The sequence below is a fragment of the Kitasatospora sp. NPDC059827 genome (assembly GCF_042731675.1).
In the GTDB taxonomy this organism is placed as follows: Bacteria; Actinomycetota; Actinomycetes; order Streptomycetales; family Streptomycetaceae; genus Kitasatospora.
On the sequence record NZ_JBHWIV010000023.1, the window covers coordinates 1 to 17,415 of the forward strand.

The 17,415-nt window shown below is 72.2% G+C and carries 16 protein-coding genes and 1 riboswitch; of the genes, 10 read left to right on the forward strand and 6 right to left on the reverse strand.

All coding sequences use genetic code 11. From position 1 onward, the window contains the following. Positions 1 to 283 precede the first annotated feature (283 nt). From ACFV8H_RS16720 to ACFV8H_RS16730, 3 genes are read right to left on the reverse strand one after another with little or no spacing between them, the layout of a single operon-like run. Entirely contained in the window at positions 284 to 1,360 is a 1,077-nt protein-coding gene (locus ACFV8H_RS16720) for a threonine aldolase family protein (RefSeq protein WP_380400519.1), read from the reverse strand. Then, a complete protein-coding gene (locus ACFV8H_RS16725; RefSeq protein ID WP_380400384.1) occupies positions 1,357 to 2,115 on the reverse strand; it encodes an SDR family NAD(P)-dependent oxidoreductase in 759 nt (252 codons plus the stop codon). The genes ACFV8H_RS16720 and ACFV8H_RS16725 overlap by 4 nt, the downstream gene beginning before the upstream one ends. Beyond that, on the reverse strand, positions 2,112 to 3,512 hold the full coding sequence (locus ACFV8H_RS16730) for a DUF6421 family protein (protein ID WP_380400386.1): 1,401 nt from the start codon (positions 3,510 to 3,512) through the stop codon (positions 2,112 to 2,114). The genes ACFV8H_RS16725 and ACFV8H_RS16730 overlap by 4 nt, the downstream gene beginning before the upstream one ends. A gap of 498 nt (positions 3,513 to 4,010) precedes the next feature. Between ACFV8H_RS16730 and ACFV8H_RS16735 the strand changes: the two genes are divergently transcribed. The 5 genes from ACFV8H_RS16735 (at position 4,011) to ACFV8H_RS16755 (ending at position 8,440) form a co-directional block, all read left to right on the forward strand. Next, positions 4,011 to 4,904: an ABC transporter substrate-binding protein gene (locus tag ACFV8H_RS16735; protein WP_380400388.1), complete on the forward strand. Its 894-nt coding sequence runs from the start codon at positions 4,011 to 4,013 to the stop codon at positions 4,902 to 4,904. Continuing rightward, complete coding sequence (locus tag ACFV8H_RS16740; protein ID WP_380400390.1) at positions 4,901 to 5,827, forward strand: amino acid ABC transporter permease; 927 nt, start codon at positions 4,901 to 4,903, stop codon at positions 5,825 to 5,827. The genes ACFV8H_RS16735 and ACFV8H_RS16740 overlap by 4 nt, the downstream gene beginning before the upstream one ends. After that, the gene (locus ACFV8H_RS16745) at positions 5,824 to 6,582 is read left to right on the forward strand and encodes an amino acid ABC transporter ATP-binding protein (protein ID WP_380400392.1); all 759 of its coding nucleotides are present in this window, start codon (positions 5,824 to 5,826) and stop codon (positions 6,580 to 6,582) included. Before ACFV8H_RS16740 ends, ACFV8H_RS16745 begins: the two co-directional genes overlap by 4 nt. Positions 6,583 to 6,739: 157 nt before the next feature. Then, positions 6,740 to 7,306: a DUF5134 domain-containing protein gene (locus ACFV8H_RS16750; protein ID WP_380400394.1), complete on the forward strand. Its 567-nt coding sequence runs from the start codon at positions 6,740 to 6,742 to the stop codon at positions 7,304 to 7,306. 186 nt (positions 7,307 to 7,492) lie between these two features. Beyond that, entirely contained in the window at positions 7,493 to 8,440 is a 948-nt protein-coding gene (locus tag ACFV8H_RS16755) for a M56 family metallopeptidase (RefSeq protein WP_380400396.1), read from the forward strand. Positions 8,441 to 8,516: 76 nt separating this feature from the next. Here the strand turns inward: ACFV8H_RS16755 and ACFV8H_RS16760 are convergent, their stop codons facing one another. Then, on the reverse strand, positions 8,517 to 8,966 hold the full coding sequence (locus tag ACFV8H_RS16760; protein WP_380400398.1) for a MarR family winged helix-turn-helix transcriptional regulator: 450 nt from the start codon (positions 8,964 to 8,966) through the stop codon (positions 8,517 to 8,519). A gap of 87 nt (positions 8,967 to 9,053) precedes the next feature. Between ACFV8H_RS16760 and ACFV8H_RS16765 the strand changes: the two genes are divergently transcribed. Together ACFV8H_RS16765 and ACFV8H_RS16770 are read left to right on the forward strand one after the other, a co-directional pair. Further along, on the forward strand, positions 9,054 to 10,568 hold the full coding sequence (locus ACFV8H_RS16765) for an MFS transporter (protein ID WP_380400400.1): 1,515 nt from the start codon (positions 9,054 to 9,056) through the stop codon (positions 10,566 to 10,568). Positions 10,569 to 10,766: 198 nt separating this feature from the next. Further along, entirely contained in the window at positions 10,767 to 11,405 is a 639-nt protein-coding gene (locus ACFV8H_RS16770) for a TetR/AcrR family transcriptional regulator (RefSeq protein ID WP_380400402.1), read from the forward strand. Positions 11,406 to 11,495: 90 nt separating this feature from the next. On the opposite strand, the gene ACFV8H_RS16775 is transcribed toward ACFV8H_RS16770, so the two are convergent. Then, complete coding sequence (locus tag ACFV8H_RS16775) at positions 11,496 to 12,362, reverse strand: helix-turn-helix transcriptional regulator (protein WP_360238721.1); 867 nt, start codon at positions 12,360 to 12,362, stop codon at positions 11,496 to 11,498. A gap of 418 nt (positions 12,363 to 12,780) precedes the next feature. Between ACFV8H_RS16775 and ACFV8H_RS16780 the strand changes: the two genes are divergently transcribed. After that, positions 12,781 to 13,350, forward strand: a complete 570-nt coding sequence (locus tag ACFV8H_RS16780) for an ATP-binding protein (protein ID WP_375895936.1) — start codon at positions 12,781 to 12,783, stop codon at positions 13,348 to 13,350. 337 nt (positions 13,351 to 13,687) lie between these two features. Here ACFV8H_RS16780 and ACFV8H_RS16785 read toward each other — a convergent pair whose 3' ends face one another. Then, on the reverse strand, positions 13,688 to 13,951 hold the full coding sequence (locus ACFV8H_RS16785) for a DUF397 domain-containing protein (protein ID WP_375895934.1): 264 nt from the start codon (positions 13,949 to 13,951) through the stop codon (positions 13,688 to 13,690). Positions 13,952 to 14,509: 558 nt separating this feature from the next. Here ACFV8H_RS16785 and ACFV8H_RS16790 point away from each other — a divergent pair. Together ACFV8H_RS16790 and ACFV8H_RS16795 are read left to right on the forward strand one after the other, a co-directional pair. Further along, positions 14,510 to 15,460, forward strand: a complete 951-nt coding sequence (locus ACFV8H_RS16790) for a hypothetical protein (RefSeq protein WP_380400405.1) — start codon at positions 14,510 to 14,512, stop codon at positions 15,458 to 15,460. A gap of 478 nt (positions 15,461 to 15,938) precedes the next feature. Then, positions 15,939 to 16,109: riboswitch (cyclic di-AMP (ydaO/yuaA leader) on the forward strand. Between the two features lie 7 nt (positions 16,110 to 16,116). Beyond that, positions 16,117 to 17,415, forward strand: coding sequence for a transglycosylase family protein (locus ACFV8H_RS16795; RefSeq protein ID WP_380400407.1), 1,299 nt, complete (start codon positions 16,117 to 16,119; stop codon positions 17,413 to 17,415).

The following is a 17,415-nucleotide window of genomic DNA, read 5'->3' on the forward strand; positions in this document are numbered from 1 at the left end:
ATATCTGGCGTTGACTTTTGGCACGCTGTTGAGTTCTCAAGGAACGGACGCTTCCTTCGGACCGCCTTCCAGCGGGCCCTCCGGGCGCTTCGTTCTTTCGTGTTTCAAGCTTATCAGATGTTTTCCGCTCCGTTTTCCGGAGTTTCATTCATCGGATTCACTTTCCGCTTTGTCGCCCCGGTCTCCCGCGGCGACTCCGGAACTGTACGGGGACCGACCCGCCACATGCAAATCGCCTCCGCCCAGGGTCCGGGCGGAGGCGATGCACTGTCAGGTCCGGGTGTCAGGCCCGGCCCATCTCCTCGGCGATGGCCGCCGCGAAGGCGTCGATGTCGGCCTCCGTGGTGTCGAAGGAGCACATCCAGCGGACCTCACCGGTCTGCTCGTTCCAGAAGTAGAAGCGGTAACGCTTCTGCAGTCGCTCGCTGACCTCGCGCGGGAGGATCGCGAACACCGCGTTGGCCTGGACCGGGCGCACGACCTCGACGCCGTCGATCTTCCGGACCGCGGCGTCCAGACGGCGGGCCATCGCATTGGAGTGGCCGGCGTTGCGCAGGTAGAGGTCGCCCGCGAGCAGCGCCTCGAACTGGACGGAGACGAAGCGCATCTTCGAGGCGAGCTGCATCGAGGTCTTGCGCAGGTACTTGATGTTGCGCACCCGCTCCGGGTTGAGCACCACCACGACCTCACCGAGCAGCAGGCCGTTCTTCGTACCGCCGAAGGACAGCACGTCGACGCCCAGGTCGGTCGAGAAGGCCCGCATCGGCAGGCCGAGCGAGTCGGCCGCGTTCGCCAGGCGGGAGCCGTCCATGTGGACGAGCATGCCGAGCTGGTGGGCGTGGTCGATGACCGCGCGGAGCTCGTCGACCGTGTAGAGGGTGCCGAGCTCGGTGCTCTGGGTGATGGACACCGCGAGCGGCTGCGCGCGGTGCTCGTCGCCGAAGCCGTAGGCCTGCTGGTCGAGCAGCTCGGGGGTGAGCTTGCCGTCCGGGGTGGGGACGGTGTGCAGCTTGATGCCGCCCATCTTCTCCGGCGCGCCGCCCTCGTCCACGTGGATGTGGGCGGTGTCGGCGCAGACCACGGCGCCCCAGCGCGGCAGCAGCGCCTGGAGGGCGACCACGTTGGCGCCGGTGCCGTTGAAGACCGGGTAGGCCTCGGCCTTGTCGCCGAAGTGGCGGCGGAAGACGTCCTGGAGGTGGTTCGTGTAGTCGTCCTCGCCGTACGAGATCTGGTGGCCGCCGTTGGCGAGGGCGATCGCGGCGAGGACCTCGGGGTGCACGCCCGCGTAGTTGTCGCTGGCGAAGCCGCGGACGGCGGGGTCGTGCCGCCGTACCGCGTCCGTACGGGTGAGGTCGGTCATCGGGCTGTCAGCCACAGGTGCTGTCCGTTCAGTTCTGCTGCGGGGCGGTCCCAGAGGTCCGCCAGGTGTCCGGCGAGGTCGGCGGTGTCGGTGAAGCCGTTGAACTTGGCCTCCGGCTTCTCGGCCCGCATCTCGGGGCTGACCAGCGCCTTGATGACCAGGATCGCAGCCGCGGCGGTGGGCTCGCCGTCCGGGGAGGTGGTCTCCTTCTTGAAGGAGTCGGCCATCGCGAGGGTCCAGGCCTCGGTGGCGGCCTTGGCGGCCGCGTAGGCGGCGCCGCCCGCGGTCGGCTTGTGCGCTGCCGCGGCGGAGATCATGGCGTAGCGGCCGGCGGAGCTGCGGACCAGCGCGGGCTGGAAGGCCAGCGAGGTGTGCTGGAGGGTGCGCACGACGGTGTCGTGCAGGAAGTCCCAGTCGTCCAGACGGCTGTCGAAGAAGGTCTTGCTGCCGCGCCAGCCGCCGACCAGGTGGAACACGCCGTCGACGTGGCCGTGCTCGGCCTCCAGGTGGTCGGCCCAGTCGTGGACCTCCTGCGGGTCGAGCAGGTCGATCACCTGACCGCTCACCTTCGCTCCGCGCACCGCGACCCGGGTGGCGTCCAGGGCGGAATCCAGGCGCTGGGGGTCGATGTCGGCACCGATCACGGTGGCGCCCTCGGCCGCGAGGCGGCGCAGCACGGCCTGGCCGGCCGGGCCACTGGCTCCGGCGACCGCGATGACCTTGCCGGCCAGCTTGGTGGAGGGGTTGGTGGTCACGCGGCGACTCCCTGGATACCGGCGCCGGTGATGCCGGCGGTGGCGGCGATGACGCCGCGGAGCTTCTTGGACAGGGCCTCGTAGAACATGCTCAGCGGGAACTCGTCCGGGAGCACGGCGTCGCACAGCGCCTTGTTCAGGGCCTTGCCGTCGGTGAGGTCGAGCGGGAGGGCCTCGGGGCCCTTGGCCCAGGTGGAGGCCGGGTGCGGGGTGAGGTAGCGGGAGACCAGCTCGTAGGCGGCGATCCAGTGGGCCGGCTTGGGCCGGTCGATGCCGTCGCGGTAGAGGGTCTCGATGTCGGCGCAGAGGGCGTTGGTGACCTGCGGGGCGCGCTCCCAGTCGATGGTGAGGCGGTTGTCGCGCCAGCGCAGCGCGTCGTGCTTGTGCAGGTACGCGAAGAGCAGCTGGCCGCCCATGCCGTCGTAGTTGCGGACGCGGTCGCCGCTGACCGGGAAGCGGAACAGCCGGTCGAAGAGGATCGCGTACTGGACGTCGCGGGCGTGCGGGTTGCCCTCGGCCTCCAGCTGCACCGCCTCCTTGAAGGTGGTGAGGTCGCAGCGGAGCTCCTCCAGGCCGTACATCCAGAACGGGCTGCGCTGCTTGATCATGAAGGGGTCGAACGGCAGGTCGCCGTGGCTGTGGGTGCGGTCGTGGACGAGGTCCCACAGCACGAAGGTCTCCTGGGCGCGCTGCTGGTCCTCGAGCAGGCCCTCGGCGTCGGCCGGGATCTCCAGGCCGAGCTGCTGGACGGCGCTGGTGGTGACGGCGCGGAAGCGGGCGGCCTCGCGGTCGCAGAAGATGCCGCCCCAGGTGAACCGCTCCGGCGCCTTGCGCACGGCGACCGTCTCGGGGAAGAGCACGGCGGAGTTGGTGTCGTAGCCGGCCGTGAAGTCCGTGAAGGTGATCGGCACGAACATCGGGTTGTCGAACCGGGTGCGCTCCAGCTCGTCCAGCCACTCGGGCCAGACCACGCTCAGCAGGACGGCCTCCAGGTTGCGGTCCGGGTTGCCGTTCTGGGTGTACATCGGGAAGACGACGAGGTGCTCCAGGCCGTCCTCACGCTGCTCGGCGGGCTGGAAGGCAAGCAGCGAGTCCAGGAAGTCGGGCTCGCGGTAGCCGGTGTCGGCCCACTTGGCGAGGTCCGCGTCGACGGCCTTCAGGTAGGCGGCGTCGTGCGGGAAGTGCGGGGCGAGCTCCTCGATGGACGCCCGGACGTCGGCGACCAGCGGGTCGACGGTGTGGCGCTGGACCGCGGACAGGTCGATGGAGCCGTCCTTGGACTGCAGCGGGCGCAGCGTCTCGACGGCCTCCTTCAGGCGCAGCCACGCCGGGTGAGCGGCGAGGGTCGAGGCCGGGGCGTCGGCCGCCGCAGCGAGCCTTGGCGAAAGATTCTGCATCGTGGACTCACTTCGACAGGAGTTATTTCAACGAGGACACCATAAGTACGAAAGGTTCTCCCGTTCAAGGGGGTCCGAACCGGCAAACCTCCCGTGTGCCGCCGCTCCGGCCCCGGAATCTCCGCCGGAGCCCCGGTTGTCCGACATGTGGACGGTTTCCTGGATGTTCTGGACAGCCGTGCCGTCCTGATGCGAACCTCCCCGCATGCTCCCGGAGGTGATCACGGTGGCCGAGCGCCACGACAACCCGTTCCGGGCGCCCTCCCGTCAGCAGGCCTGTTGTCCCTGCCGCCGCCCGCACGGCCGCTGCCACTGCCGCCGCTGTCGCTGATCCGGCCCGGGGCGCCGCGGACGCGGGCCCGTACGCCGACCATGCCGTGTGTGTTCCGGCGCCGCCACCGGGGGAAGTGACCCGCCGGGAAGCGGCCCGCCCGGTCCGGCCCGCAGCACCCCCGGCCCCTCCCCCCGTCCCGCCCGGTCCTCCCCTGGAGCCCTGCCATGAGCCTCCGCAAGCCGTCCACCGCCCTGCCCCTCGCCGCGCTCGCCGTCGTCGCCGCCGTGCTCTCCGGGTGCGCGCCGCAGGACGCCAGGTCCGACGGGGCCGCCGCCTCCGGCACCCCGGGCACCGCGGGTGCGGCCGCGGGGTGCGCGCCGGGGGCGCTGGCCACCCGGACCGCCGGGAAGCTGACCGTCGGCACCGACAAGCCGGCGTACGACCCCTGGTTCTCCGAGGACAAGCCGGAGAACGGGAAGGGCTTCGAGTCGGCCGTGGCGTACGCGGTGGCGGAGAAGCTGGGCTACCCGAAGGACAAGGTCGGCTGGGTGGTCGCGCCGTTCGGCAAGGCGACCGCGCCGGGCGCCAAGGACTTCGACTTCGACATCAACCAGGTGTCCATCAGTGACGAGCGCAAGCAGGCGGTGGACTTCTCCTCCGGCTACTACGACGTGCGCCAGGCCGTCATCGCGTTGAAGGGCTCCAAGGCGGCGGGGGCGAAGAGCGTCGCCGACCTCAAGGGCGCCAAGTTGGGCGCCCAGGTCGGCACCACGAGCCTGGACACCATCACCGACACCATCAAGCCGAGCACCCAGCCGGCCGTGTTCGACTCCAACGACCTGGCCAAGGCCGCGTTGAAGAACGGTCAGGTGGAGGCGCTGGTCGTCGACCTGCCGACGGCGTTCTACATCACCGGCGCCGAGGTGCCGGAGGCCCAGGTGGTGGGGCAGTTCGCATCCGCCTCGAAGGCCGAGCAGTTCGGGCTGGTGCTGGACAAGGGCTCCCGGCTGACGCCGTGCGTGTCGCAGGCGGTGGACGCGCTGCGCGCGGACGGGACGCTGGCCGGGCTGGAGAAGCAGTGGCTGTCGGACGCCGTCTCGGCGCCGGTGCTCAAGTGAGTGCGGAGGCGGGCCCGGCCGGGCCGGTCGACACCGCCGGAGCCGCGGCCGGGCCCGCCTCCCCGGCCGGGGAGGACGGGTACCGCCCGTCCGAGCGGCGGCTCGCGCACGAGGCGTACCGGCGGGCCCGGGCCCGCCGCTCGGCGCTGGTCGCCACCGCCTCGACCCTGCTGACGGCCGTCGCGCTCTACCTGCTGGTCGTCAACTCCCCCGGCTGGGCGGTGACCCGGCGGACCTTCTTCAACCTGGACTACGCCCGCCAGGCGCTGCCCGAGGTGCTCCGCGGGCTGCGGCTCAACCTGGAGCTGATGCTCGGCTGCGGGGTGCTGATCATGGTCTTCGGGCTGCTGCTGGCGGTGCTGCGGACGCTGCGCGGGCCGGTCTTCCTACCGGTGCGGCTGCTGGCCACCGCTTACGTGGACTTCTTCCTCGGGCTGCCGATGATCATCTGCCTGCTGGTGATGATCACCGGGGTGCCGGCGCTGCGGCTCACCGGGGTGACCACCGATCCGCTGCTGCTCGGCGGGGCCGCGCTGGTGCTGACGTACTCGGCGTACGTGTCGGAGGTGTTCCGCTCCGGCATCGAGTCGGTGCACCCCAGCCAGCGGGCCGCAGCGCGCTCGCTGGGGCTGACCAACGCGCAGGCCATGCGGTTCGTCGTGCTGCCGCAGGCGGTGCGGCGGGTGGTGCCGCCGCTGCTCAACAACCTGGTGAGCCTCCAGAAGGACACCGGGCTGGTCTCGATCGGCGGCGCGATCGACGCGGTGTACGCCGCGAAGATCATCTCGGCGCACTCCTTCAACTTCACGCCGTACCTGGTGGCGGGGCTGGTGTTCATCGTGCTGACCGTTCCGCTGACCCGGTTCGCCGACTGGCTGACCGGGCGGATGAACCGTCGGCAGCTGCAGGGAGGTGCGGTGTGAGCGGGACGGAGGTGCTCCGGCTGGAGTCGGTGCGCAAGAGCTTCGGCGACCAGGTGGTGCTGCGCGACGTCGGCCTCGCGGTGCCCGAGCACTCGGTGACGGCGCTGATCGGGGCGTCCGGCTCCGGGAAGTCCACCCTGATGCGGTGCGTCAACCTGCTGGAGGGGATCGACGACGGCGCGATCTTCCTGGACGGCGAGGAGATCACCGACCCGCGCGCCGACGAGGACGCCGTGCGGCGCCGGATCGGGGTGGTGTTCCAGTCGTACAACCTGTTCCCGCACATGACGGTGCTGGAGAACGTCACGCTCGCCCCGCGCCGGGTGCACCGGGTCGGACGGGCGGAGGCCGAGGAGAAGGCGCTCGCGCTGCTGGACCGGCTCGGACTGGCGGCGAAGGCCCGGGAGTACCCGGACCGGCTCTCGGGCGGACAGCAGCAACGGGTCGCCATCGTCCGGGCGCTGGCGGCCGGGCCGCGGCTGCTGCTGCTCGACGAGATCACCGCGGCGCTGGACCCGGTGCTGGTCGGCGAGGTGCTGTCGGTGGTGCGGGACCTCAAGGAGCAGGGGATGACGATGGTCCTCTCCACCCACGAGATGGGGTTCGCCCGCGAGGTCGCCGACCAGGTCTGCTTCCTGGACGGCGGGGTGGTGCTCGAACAGGGGCCGCCGGAGCAGGTGTTCGGCGATCCGCAGCAGGAGCGGACCCGGCAGTTCCTCAGGCGGATCGTCGCCTCGGGGCGGCTCCAGGGCTGAGCCGCCGGTACGGGGGCGCTCGGCGGGGGCGTGGGTCTCACCGGGTGGATCGCACCACGCCGGTCACCACTGTGCGCCCCCGTACGCGCCCTGGCCGCGTCGGGGGCGGAGCGGTGATCGTGGACGGGACGATCGTCCGCGCCCCGGGAGGCCGCCGTTGCACGGACCCACCCTGGTCAACTGGCTCCTCGCCCTCCTCACCGCGACCGCCGGCGCCTCCTGCCTGACCCGCCTGCGGCACCCCTCCTGTGCCGCCGCGCCCCACGGCGCGCACCGCGCCCACCCGCCGCTCGCCCGGGAGTCCGACGCCGCCGAGGCCCTGATGGGGCTCGGCATGGCGGCGATGGCCGTCACCGGCGCCACCGTCCCGGCCGCCGTCTGGGCCGTGCTGTTCGGCCTCCCGGCGGCCGTCTTCCTGCTCGCCGCCCTGCAGACGCCCCGCGGCCGAGGCCACCGACTGCACCACGCGGTCGGCGCGCTCGCCATGACGTACCTGGCCCTGGCGATGACCGTCTCCCCCGCCGGCCACCACCACCCCGTCGCCGCCGGAGCGCCCCTGCTGACCGGCGCCCTGCTGCTCTACTTCGGCGGCTACGCGCTCTGGACCGGCGCCCGACTGCTGCGCACCCCGGCCGGGACCCTCGTCGTCGGCACCACCGGCCTGCCGCAGGCCTGCCGACTGGCCATGGGGATCGGCATGTTCGCCATGCTCCTGACCATGTGACGCTCCCGGCTCGCCCGACCCAGCGCGGCCCGGCCCGGCCCGGTCCAGCCCGGTCCAGCCCGGCCCGGGACCGGCGCGTGGCGTTGGTCACTGGCCCGCCGAAAGCCGTTCCACCGGGCGTTGCCAGCGCATAGGTTGGCAGGGAGCGCGCTGTCGCGCTCCGTGCGTACTCGGGGAGCCCATGCGATGACTGCCCTGACCGGCCTGCTGCTGCTCGGCCTGCTGCTCGCCACCGTGGTGCCCCGGCTGCTGGCCCGGGCCCGCTGGGTGGAGCGCGAACCGGTGCTGGCCCTGCTGGTGTGGCAGTGCGTCGTGGTGGCCGTCCTGCTGTGCTGCGCCCTGGGCCTGGTCCTCGCCGCCTCCGCCGCCGAGCCCGCGCTGCGCGCCTGGGTGTTCGCCGGCGCCCCGTACGGCGTGGAGGCCGCGTACGGCCTCCAGGACGCCGAGGGCTGGGGGCGGCTGTGCGCCGCGGTGCTGGCCGCGGGGGCGCTGCAGACGGTGCTGGCGCTCACCCGCGAGGTCCGTACGGCCAAGGCTCTGCGCTCCCGTCGGCACGCCCAACTGGCGACCAGGGCGCCGGAGTTGCCCGAGGCGATCGAGGCCGCCCGGAGCCGCCGGGAGCGGCTGGTGGTGCTGGAGAACGTCCGCCCCGAGGCCTGGTCGCTGCCCGGCCCGAACTCCCGCCTGGTGGTCACCACCGGCGCCCTCCAGCAGCTCACCGACCGGGAGTTGGCGGCCGTGCTGAGCCACGAGCGCGGCCACGTCCGCGCCCGGCACCACTGGCTGCAGCAGTTCGCCCAGGCGCTCGCCTCCGGCTTCCCCGGCGTCCGGGTGTTCCGGGCCTTCCGGGACCAGGTGGCGGAGCTGGTCGAGCTGGCGGCCGACGACCGGGCCGCCCGCCGGCACGGGCGGCACACCACCGCCCTCGCGCTGGCCGAACTCAACCTGGACCGCGGGGTGTTCGGCTCCTGTCCGCCCGGTCTGGCGCAGTCCCCGAAGCGGGTGGACCGACTGCTCGCGGGCCGCCCCCGGCTCTCCGTCCCGCACCGGCTGCGGCTGACCGCCGTCGCGCTGGCCGCGCCCGCCGCGGTCGTCCTGCTGGCCGCCGCGCCGGGGCTGCACTCACTGCTCTGAGACCGCCGACGACAACCGGCGACGACAACCGACCGGAGGTCGAACGCGCCCATCGCACACCACAGTTGAGGTGGCGTCAACCCTGGTTCCGGGACTCCCCGCAGAGCGGGGCGAACCGGCCGCCGAGGGTCTGTCCGAGCACCTCCCGGTGGAGCGGCCGGGCCTGGTCGTAGCGCTCCCGCCCGGCCGGAGTGAGGGCGATCATGATGCCCCGCCGGTCGCTCTCGCACATCGCCCGGGTCACCAGCCCGCTCTTCTCCAGGCGGGCGATCAGCCGGGAGAGCGCGCTCTGGCTCAGGTGGACGGTCGGCCCCAGCTCGCTGGACCGCAGGGCCTGCCGGCCGTCGGCCACCAAGCCCTCCACCAGGCGTTCCAGCACCTCGAACTCGCTCATGCCCAGCCCGTACTTCTCGCCGAGCTCACGGTCGAGCGCACAGACGGTCGAGGCGTGCCGGGCCAGCAGCTCGCGCCATTCCGCGATCAGACCGGCCTCCGCCGAGGCTTCGAGGGGGTCGAGTTCAGCCACCCCGCCAGGTTAGCACGTGCATCGTAAATTTATGCGTTCACATCTAATTCATTTGCATTGAATGCACGTGCATGTACTGTCCTCCCCATGACCACCGCGACCGCCACGTCTCCCGACGCTCCGTCAACCAGCGGGCTGAACTGGACACCCCGCCTCTGGGGCACCCTGCTCGTGCTCTGCGCCGCCATGTTCCTGGACGCCCTGGACGTCTCGATGGTGGGCGTCGCCCTCCCCTCCATCGGCTCCGAACTGCACCTCTCCACCTCCACCCTGCAGTGGGTGGTCTCCGGCTACGTGCTCGGCTACGGCGGCCTGCTGCTGCTCGGCGGCCGCGCCGCCGACCTGCTCGGCCGCCGCCGGGTCTTCCTGGTCGCCCTCGGCGTCTTCGCCGCCGCCTCGCTGGTCGGCGGGCTGGTCGACGACGGCGGCCTGCTGATCGCGGCCCGCTTCCTCAAGGGCGTCAGCGCCGCCTTCACCGCCCCCGCCGGCCTCTCGATCATCACCACGACCTTCGCGGAGGGCCCGGCCCGCAACCGGGCGCTGTCGATCTACACCACCTGCGGCGCCAGCGGCTTCTCACTCGGCCTGGTGCTGAGCGGACTGCTCACCTCGGTCGGCTGGCGCTGGACCTTCCTGATGCCCGTCCCGGTCGCGCTGCTCGCCCTGGTGTTCGCCGTCCGGCTGCTCCCCCGCCCGGTCGAGGAGCCCGCCAAGGGCGGCTACGACGTGCTGGGCGCGATCACCGGAACCGCGACCGTCCTCCTGTTGGTCTTCACCGTGACCGAGGCCCAGGGCGCCGGCTGGCTGAGCCTGCGCACCCTCGGCTCGCTGGTCGTGGTCGCCGCGCTGGCCGCCGCCTTCCTGCTCGCCGAGAGCCGCGCCGCCCATCCGCTGGTCCGGCTCGGCATCTTCCGCAACGGCTCGGTGGCCCGGGCCAACATCGTCGCCTTCGCGATGGCCGGGGCGTACGGCGGCTTCCAGTTCGTCGTCACGCTCTACCTCCAGCACCTGCTCGGCTGGTCGGCCCTGGAGATGGCCCTGGGCCTGCTGCCGGCCGGCGCCTTCATCGCGCTCTCGGCCCCGTTCATGGGCCCGATCGTGGACCGCTTCGGCACCGGCCGGCTGCTGCCGATCGGCCTGCTGGCCCTGACCGGAGCCTTCGCCCTGTTCCTGCGCCTGGACGAGCACAGCTCGTACCCGGTCCTGGTACTGCCCTCGATGCTGCTGCTCGGCGTGGGCTTCGCGCTGGCCTTCCCCTCGGTGAACATCGCCGCCACCGACGGGGTGGCCGACGAGGAGCAGGGGCTGGCCTCGGGGCTGGTGAACACCGCGATCCAGGTCGGCACCGCGGTGGTGCTGGCCGGGGTGACCGCGATGCTCACGGCCGGGAGCGCGGGCGGCGACAGCCCGCAGGCCCAGCTGGACGGCTACCGGCCGGCGCTGGTCCTGGTCACCGCGGTCGCGCTGATCGGTCTGGTGGTCGCCGCGGCCGGCGCCCTGGTGGACCGACGCCGCGGGGCAACTCCCGCTCCGGTGCCGGATTATGATTACCCGTCCGCCGCGCCGTCCGTGGCCCGGACCGAAGTCCTGACCGAGCGCTGACCCACTGGCTCCGCCCCGAACGGCCCCCCGGCCGTCGGGCACTGGTGCCGGCTCCACCAAACCCCCGTGTTGGTGGAGCCGGCCGTCTCTGTACCGGCCGCCCGGGCGGCGCCCGCGTGAGGGCGCACGGTTCCACGGCGCGACTGCGGCTCCGCAAGTATATTGGCCCGGAGTCAACGAACGTTCGGAGCAGACACGATGGCACCTCGCGGGGATTCGGTCAACGAGGAGATGCGGCAACGCTCCCGCCGACGCATCATGCGCGCCACCGTCGAACTGGTTGACCAGCACGGTTACGCGGGCACCACGCTGACCGACATCGCCGAACGGGCCGGCCTCGCCCGCGGTCTGCTCTCCTACTACTTCGACGGCAAACGACTGCTGATGCAGGCCGCGACGCACCGGCTGATGCACCAGTCGCTCTCCGGCGCCCTGGCCGAGCTGGCGCCGGACGCCACCCCCGCCAGTCGGCTGGCCCGCGCCATAGACGCCGTCCTCACCCTGGCCCTGGACCACCCCCGGGTGATGCGCTCGCACCTGGCGCTCATCCTCGATCCGGACACCGGCGCCTTCGTCCAGGAACCGGAGCAGCAGCAGCTCGGCGCGATCCTCCAGGGCCTGCTCGTCGACTGGGGCGCACCGGACCCGGTCGCCGAACACGCGGTGCTGCGCAGTGCGCTGATGGGCGGCTGCATCGGGGTGCTGCTGCCGGGCGCGGAGATCCCACTGGCGCCGATCCGGGCCGACCTGTTCCGCCGCTACGACCTGCCCTGGGAACTGGGCTGCCCGCCGCAGCCGCTGCCGCCGGAACGCGAACGGCCGCGGGCCCGCGGTTGACGGGGCCTGCGGCCGGCTCGGGCTGCCGTGCGGACGAGCCGCCTCCCGGGCGGGAGCGGGAGGATCTCCCGGCCCCCGCCCAGGAGTTGCTCAGCGTTCCTTGAGGATTGAGGAGAGCAGGTCTATGGTGCGTTCCGGCGTGAGGCTGTCCACGCAGAGCCGCTCCATGACCTGGACGTACGCGTCGACGTCGTCCCGCTTGTCCAGGTAGAGCGCGCTGGTGAGCTGCTCCAGGTAGACCACGTCCGCGAGGTCCTGCTCCGGGAAGCGCAGGATCGTGAACGCCCCGGACTCGCCCGCGTGCGCGCCGAAGCGGAACGGCATGACCTGGATGACCACGTTGGCCTGCTCGGCGACGTCGATCAGGTACTGGACCTGGCCGCGCATCACCTTGGGCCCGCCGACCGGCCGGCGCAGCGCCGCCTCGTCGATGACCGCCCACAGGCGCGGGCTGGCGCCCTCGGTCAGCAGCTTCTGGCGGCGCAGCCGGAGACTGACCCGGCGCTCGACCTCCTCCTCGCTGATGACCGGCCGACTCTGGCCGAAAACCGCCCGTGCGTACTCCTCGGACTGCAGCAGTCCGGGGATGAACTGCACCTCGTAGGTGCGGATCAGCTGGGCGGCCTCCTCCAGGCCGACGTACGTCTGGAACCAGCCCGGCAGCACGTCGTTGAAGCTGTGCCACCAGCCGGACTTGTTGGCCTCGCGGACCAGGCCGAGCAGGGCCTCCCGCTCCAGGCCGTCGTCGACGCCGTAGAGACTCAGCAGGTCGGCGACGTCGCGCTCCTTGAAGCTGACTCTGCCGAGCTCCATGCGACTGATCTTGGATTCGGACGCGCGGATCGCGTAGCCCGCGTCCTCTCGGGTGATGCCGCGCGCCTCTCGCAGGCGCCGCAACTGCGAGCCGAGGAGGATCCGGCGGACCATCGAGCCGCCGCCCGGCTGAACTGTGGTCATGCGGTCGAAACCTCCACCTAGGGCAAACAGCGCACAGTCTGCCATCAGTTGAGCGCTCACGGTGCCGATACTGACGGATGTTCCTATCAGTTCCGCACTCCGCACACCAGGATGCACGTGCATCCGGCGCTTGCATATGCCAATAGTGCGACTGCACGTGAATCGACTCTTGCATCTGCAGTGAGCGCACACCACCATGGTGCACGTGCACCTGCACATCCCTGGCAATCCCGCGGGCTCCGCGTCGACCCCACGCGCGACTCCGTGCACCGGCCCGACGGCGTCCCCCGCGCCATCGGGCGTTCGAGTGCGCGCGCGCCTGGTCGAGGGGGCGGCCGAGCGGCCGAGCGAGTCGGAGGTGACCGGCATGACCCCGGCGGGTCCAGCCGTGTCCGCCCCCTTATGGGAGGAGCTCTTCATGAGCACCGGTACGGCTTTGGCAGTTGACCCCCATGTGGTCACCTGTACGCTCGCTCCTCGCTTCGAAGCCGTGAGAACCGCACGCGACTTCGCCCGGGCCTCGCTCCAGCGCTGGGGCCTGATGGAGCTGTTCGACGACGTCGCCCTGGTGGCCTCGGAACTCGTGACCAACGCGCTCCGGCATGCGATCGGCGCACGGCCCGACCCCTCGGGCGGCGCCCTGGGCGAGTACGACTTTCCCATACAGCCGACCCCGGAAGGGCGGCTGCCGATCCGAATAAGCCTGGTGCACCGCGCCCCCCAGGTGGTCTGCGCGGTGAGCGACCCGAGCAGTGCCGGCCCGGTGGCCCGGGAGGCGGACTTCGTCGCCGAATCGGGCCGCGGACTGCACCTGGTGGAGTCGTTCAGCCGCTCCTGGGGCTGGCACCCGCTGGGCAGCGGCAAGGTGGTCTGGGCCGTGTTCGAGGCGGAGACCGGCTGCGGCAACGGACTGGACGCCACCCTGCTCGACGGCACCGCGCCGGCCGGCCGGGTCGAGATCGGTGGACGGCACCGGCGCTCGGCCTAGGGCCCGCCTCGTGGCCCAGGCCGGCCGAGGAACGACCCGGGAGGACCACACCCCGGGGCCTCCGGCCCGCCCGCGCGCCGGGCCGGGACGTGACCCGGGCACCGAAGGCGGCTGCCCGCTCCTGGCGCTCCGGGCCCGCAGCACCGGCACCAGTGCCGGTGGGAGCATCCGCGGCAGTACCCGCAGTACCCGCGCCACCCCGGCAGGCCCCGCCGGACGGTCCGCCACGGGACCGCTCACGCGCGCACCGGGCCACCGCTCCCGGGCCCGGACAAAGACAAAGGCCGTCGTGGTGTCAGCACCCACGACGGCCCCCCGATGGTGGAGCAGCGGCCGGTCAGACCGCGAGGTGGTCGAACTCCCCGTCCTTGGCACCCAGCAGCAGGGCCGCGATCTCGGCCCGGGTGTAGATGAGCGCCGGGCCGTCCGGGAAGCGCGAGTTGCGCATCGCCACGTCGCCGCCCGGCAGGGCCGCGAACTCGACGCAGTTTCCCTGGGAGTTGCTGTGCCGGCTCTTCTGCCAGACCACCCCCGTGAGGTCGGCGGCGGCCATCCCGTTGTGGGCGTGGTCGGAACCGTGCGTGTCCTGCGAGTCGTGCATAGAAGTCTCCCGAAGAGCTCCGGAGTTGTCGTCCAGCGCGGCGCCCCGGCACCCGCCGAACGAACGGACCGGCCCCGTACCGGCCCGGCACAACGCCTCACTTGACGCGATGATAGCCGCAGTGCACGTGCATCAGCACGGGACATTGCAGGTGCACGCGGCTTTTCGACGGTCGCCGCGAACTCTTCACGGACCCTTCTCCTGACGGTACGTAAACGGACATAGACGACTGAATCGACGGTTCGTCCATAACCGGCCGTGAGCGGTTCCCCGCTGAATGTTGATCTTCGAATGCCGGGAGTCGCCCTCCCGTGACCCTCCGTCAGCCCGCCCGGAGGCTGTGAGACATCTCACGCGACTGCGGTGCAACGCGCCACCCCGCGGGACACGTCAGGGCAACTGAGGGGCTCCGTACGGGGCTTGGGCGAGGAATGTCCGGATTGTGGGCAATCGCCCCGGACCGGAGCGGCCGGGACACGACCTCCGCACCGCGACCACCCGAAGCCCGCACGGCAGCCGACTGCAGGCCTGACGGGCAGATGTCCTACGATCTCCGGCATGAGCACCGCAGCCATCCCGGGCGCGCCACTGCCCGTCCGCACTCCAGGTTCCCGTGCGCGGGGGCGCCACCGCCGCCCCGAGCGCCCCGAGATCCGCACCGGCTCGCCGGCCCTGGTGCTCGCCGTACCCGCGACCGCGGGGCCCGAGTCCCGTTCGGTCGTCGAGGAACTGCTCTCGATCGTCCGCAGCGAGCACACCGGCGTCCAGGCCGCGGTCGGCTACCTCCCGGCCGCCGACGCCGCGGCCGCGGACCCGCAGGAGCGCACCGTCGCGGAGCTGCTGGAGGCGGCCGCCGAGGCCGGACTGCCGACGCCCGTCGTGGTGCCGCTGGTCCCGGGCCCGCACGACTTCCTGACCGGGCTTCACGCCCTCGCCGCCCAGTACGGCGCGACCGTCACCGACGCGCTGGGCCCGCACCCGCTGCTGGCCGAGGCCGTCCACGTCCGGCTGTCCGAGGCCGGGCTGGCGCGGGCCGACCGGGCCCGGCTGTTCGCCATCGCGACCGCCGCGGACGGCGTGGTCCTGACCACCGTCGGCGGCGAGGACGCGGCCGCCGCGGCCGGGATCACCGGCGTGCTGCTGGCCGCCCGACTGGCCGTGCCGGTCGTCGCCGCCGCGCTCGACGTGCCCGGCTCGGTCGCCGCCGCCGTCGGCCACCTCCGGGAGACCGGCTCCGAGCGCCCGGCCCTGGCCCCGCTCGTCATCGGCCCGGAGGCGGACCCGGAGCTGCTCGCCACGGCCGCCGAGGAGACCGGCTGCCCGTCGGCCGCGCCGCTGGGCGCCTACCCGACGGTCGGCCAGCTGATCGCCTCCACCTACCTGGCCGCCCTGCCGGTGCCGACGGCGGAGGAGCTCGCCGAGGCCGAGGCGGAGGCCGCGGCCACCGTCGGGGCCGGGGAGGGCTCCCGACGCGCCCACGCGGCCGCCGAAGGGCCCGTGGAGGGCTAGCACGACCCGCTGAACGCCCGTCGGCCGCCACCGGCGGACCCGCACCACTGAAAGGGCTCGGAACGACCTCGTTCCGGGCCCTTTCGCCGTGTTCCGATTCACCCCGCTGGTGCGCTAAGCGGGCAATGCGACGCAATGTCCGTTTCCGGTTCATTTGTCGATGGATATCCGATGGCCGGCGGGCGCGTTCCCCGGCGCGCGATTCACGACCGCTCCCCCGCAGCCCTGGCGCGCGCCCTTTGCGCCCCAATGCTCCGTCATCTCTTTTCTGAGACGGAGCCAGTTATGAGAATCCACCGCGATATTGCCGGAAAACGATCATTTACGATCATGAATAACGGGCCATTCGGCGTTTCTCACTAAACCGTGATGCGCATCACAGATATTTGCAGTTTTAACTTAAGTCTGCTTAACGTGCTCCCCGTTCGTGACCACACGGACCCAGTTCATCCGCGACGCCGAGTCCTGCCGTCGGATGTCCTGGCAAGCGCGAAATCGCATCACGGCAGGAGCGGGGGAACCACAGGTAAGTCGCCCCGGACCGTTTTCCGGAACGGTCCAGGGCTAGGGGTGAAGCCGCGCCCACAGCGCGGCCGGGCAACTCCAGCCCGAATCCGACAGCTCACCTCGCAGGCGTGGGAGAGGACCGCGTCTTCATGCTGCCTTCCAACGGCAACCGCCTGTCCAGCCGCACCCGTCGCGTGATCGCCGCCCTCGGCGTCGCCGGCGTCGGCCTCACCGTCCCCTGCCTCACCACCGGCACCGCGAACGCCGCCTCCGTCGCCACCTGGGACAAGGTCGCCCAGTGCGAGAGCAGCGGCAACTGGAGCATCAACACCGGCAACGGCTTCTACGGCGGCCTCCAGTTCACCTCCAGCACCTGGGCCGCCTTCGGCGGCACCAGCTACGCCCCGCAGGCCGACCAGGCCACCAAGGACCAGCAGATCTCCGTCGCCGAGAAGGTCCTCGCCTCGCAGGGCCCCGGCGCCTGGCCGGTCTGCTCCGTCCAGGCCGGTCTGACCAAGGGCGGCGCCGCGCCCACCGTCGACACCTCCGCCGGCTCCACCGCGGCCAAGCCCGCCGCGAAGCCCGCCGCCAAGCCGGCCGCCCCGAGCAAGCCGGCCGCGAAGCCCGCCGCCCCCGCGCAGGACCAGGCCTCCGACGACGCCGCGGCCGCCTCCGCCCAGTCCGCCAACAGCACCTGGGCCCAGAAGCGCCAGGCGCAGGCCCAGGCCGGCGGCTACACCGTCGTCGACGGCGACTGGCTGTCCTCGATCGCCGACAAGCACAACGTCCAGGGCGGCTGGCAGCGGCTGTACGACCTCAACCGCAGCACCCTGACCGAGGGCCCGGACACCATCTACCCGGGCCAGCAGCTGACCTTCGGTGACGGCACCTCGGCCCAGGCCGACGGCTCCGCCGCCAAGTCCGGCTCGGACTTCACCTGGTTCGACCGCTCGCAGAAGGCCGGCCAGGCCTCGAACGGCGGTGCCGTGAACGCCAAGCCGACCGCCCAGAGCAAGCCGTCCGCCACCAAGCCCGCGTCGAAGCCCGCCGCCCAGGCGCAGACCCCGGCCCCGGCCCCGGCCGCCTCCGGCAGCATGGCCGCCGCGGTCTCCTTCGCCCAGTCGAAGGTCGGCCAGGCGTACGTCTACGGCGGCACCGGCAACGGCGGCTGGGACTGCTCCGGCCTGACCCAGGCCGCGCTGCGCGCCGCGGGCATCAACATCCCGCGCGTCGCCGCCGACCAGGCCGCCGCCAGCACCCACGTCTCGCTGGACAGCCTGCAGCCGGGCGACCTGCTGTTCTGGTCCAACAACGGCCAGGACTCCGGCGTCTACCACGTCGCCATCTACATCGGCAACGGCCAGTACGTCGAGGCCGCCAACCCGAGCTCGGGCGTCCGTCTCCAGACCGTCGCCAACTGGGCCCCGGACTTCGCCGGCCGGGTCTGA

What these genes read in the sequence shown, in the direction of transcription:
- ACFV8H_RS16785 (WP_375895934.1), bottom strand. Translation starts at nt 13,951, where the DNA reads ATGCACGACTCGCAGGACACGCACGGTTCCGACCACGCCCACAACGGG.
- ACFV8H_RS16730 (WP_380400386.1), bottom strand. Translation starts at nt 3,512, where the DNA reads ATGCAGAATCTTTCGCCAAGGCTCGCTGCGGCGGCCGACGCCCCGGCC.
- ACFV8H_RS16735 (WP_380400388.1), top strand. Translation starts at nt 4,011, where the DNA reads ATGAGCCTCCGCAAGCCGTCCACCGCCCTGCCCCTCGCCGCGCTCGCC.
- ACFV8H_RS16770 (WP_380400402.1), top strand. Translation starts at nt 10,767, where the DNA reads ATGGCACCTCGCGGGGATTCGGTCAACGAGGAGATGCGGCAACGCTCC.
- ACFV8H_RS16765 (WP_380400400.1), top strand. Translation starts at nt 9,054, where the DNA reads ATGACCACCGCGACCGCCACGTCTCCCGACGCTCCGTCAACCAGCGGG.
- ACFV8H_RS16795 (WP_380400407.1), top strand. Translation starts at nt 16,117, where the DNA reads ATGCTGCCTTCCAACGGCAACCGCCTGTCCAGCCGCACCCGTCGCGTG.
- ACFV8H_RS16790 (WP_380400405.1), top strand. Translation starts at nt 14,510, where the DNA reads ATGAGCACCGCAGCCATCCCGGGCGCGCCACTGCCCGTCCGCACTCCA.
- ACFV8H_RS16720 (WP_380400519.1), bottom strand. Translation starts at nt 1,360, where the DNA reads ATGACCGACCTCACCCGTACGGACGCGGTACGGCGGCACGACCCCGCC.
- ACFV8H_RS16775 (WP_360238721.1), bottom strand. Translation starts at nt 12,362, where the DNA reads ATGACCACAGTTCAGCCGGGCGGCGGCTCGATGGTCCGCCGGATCCTC.
- ACFV8H_RS16755 (WP_380400396.1), top strand. Translation starts at nt 7,493, where the DNA reads ATGACTGCCCTGACCGGCCTGCTGCTGCTCGGCCTGCTGCTCGCCACC.
- ACFV8H_RS16780 (WP_375895936.1), top strand. Translation starts at nt 12,781, where the DNA reads ATGAGCACCGGTACGGCTTTGGCAGTTGACCCCCATGTGGTCACCTGT.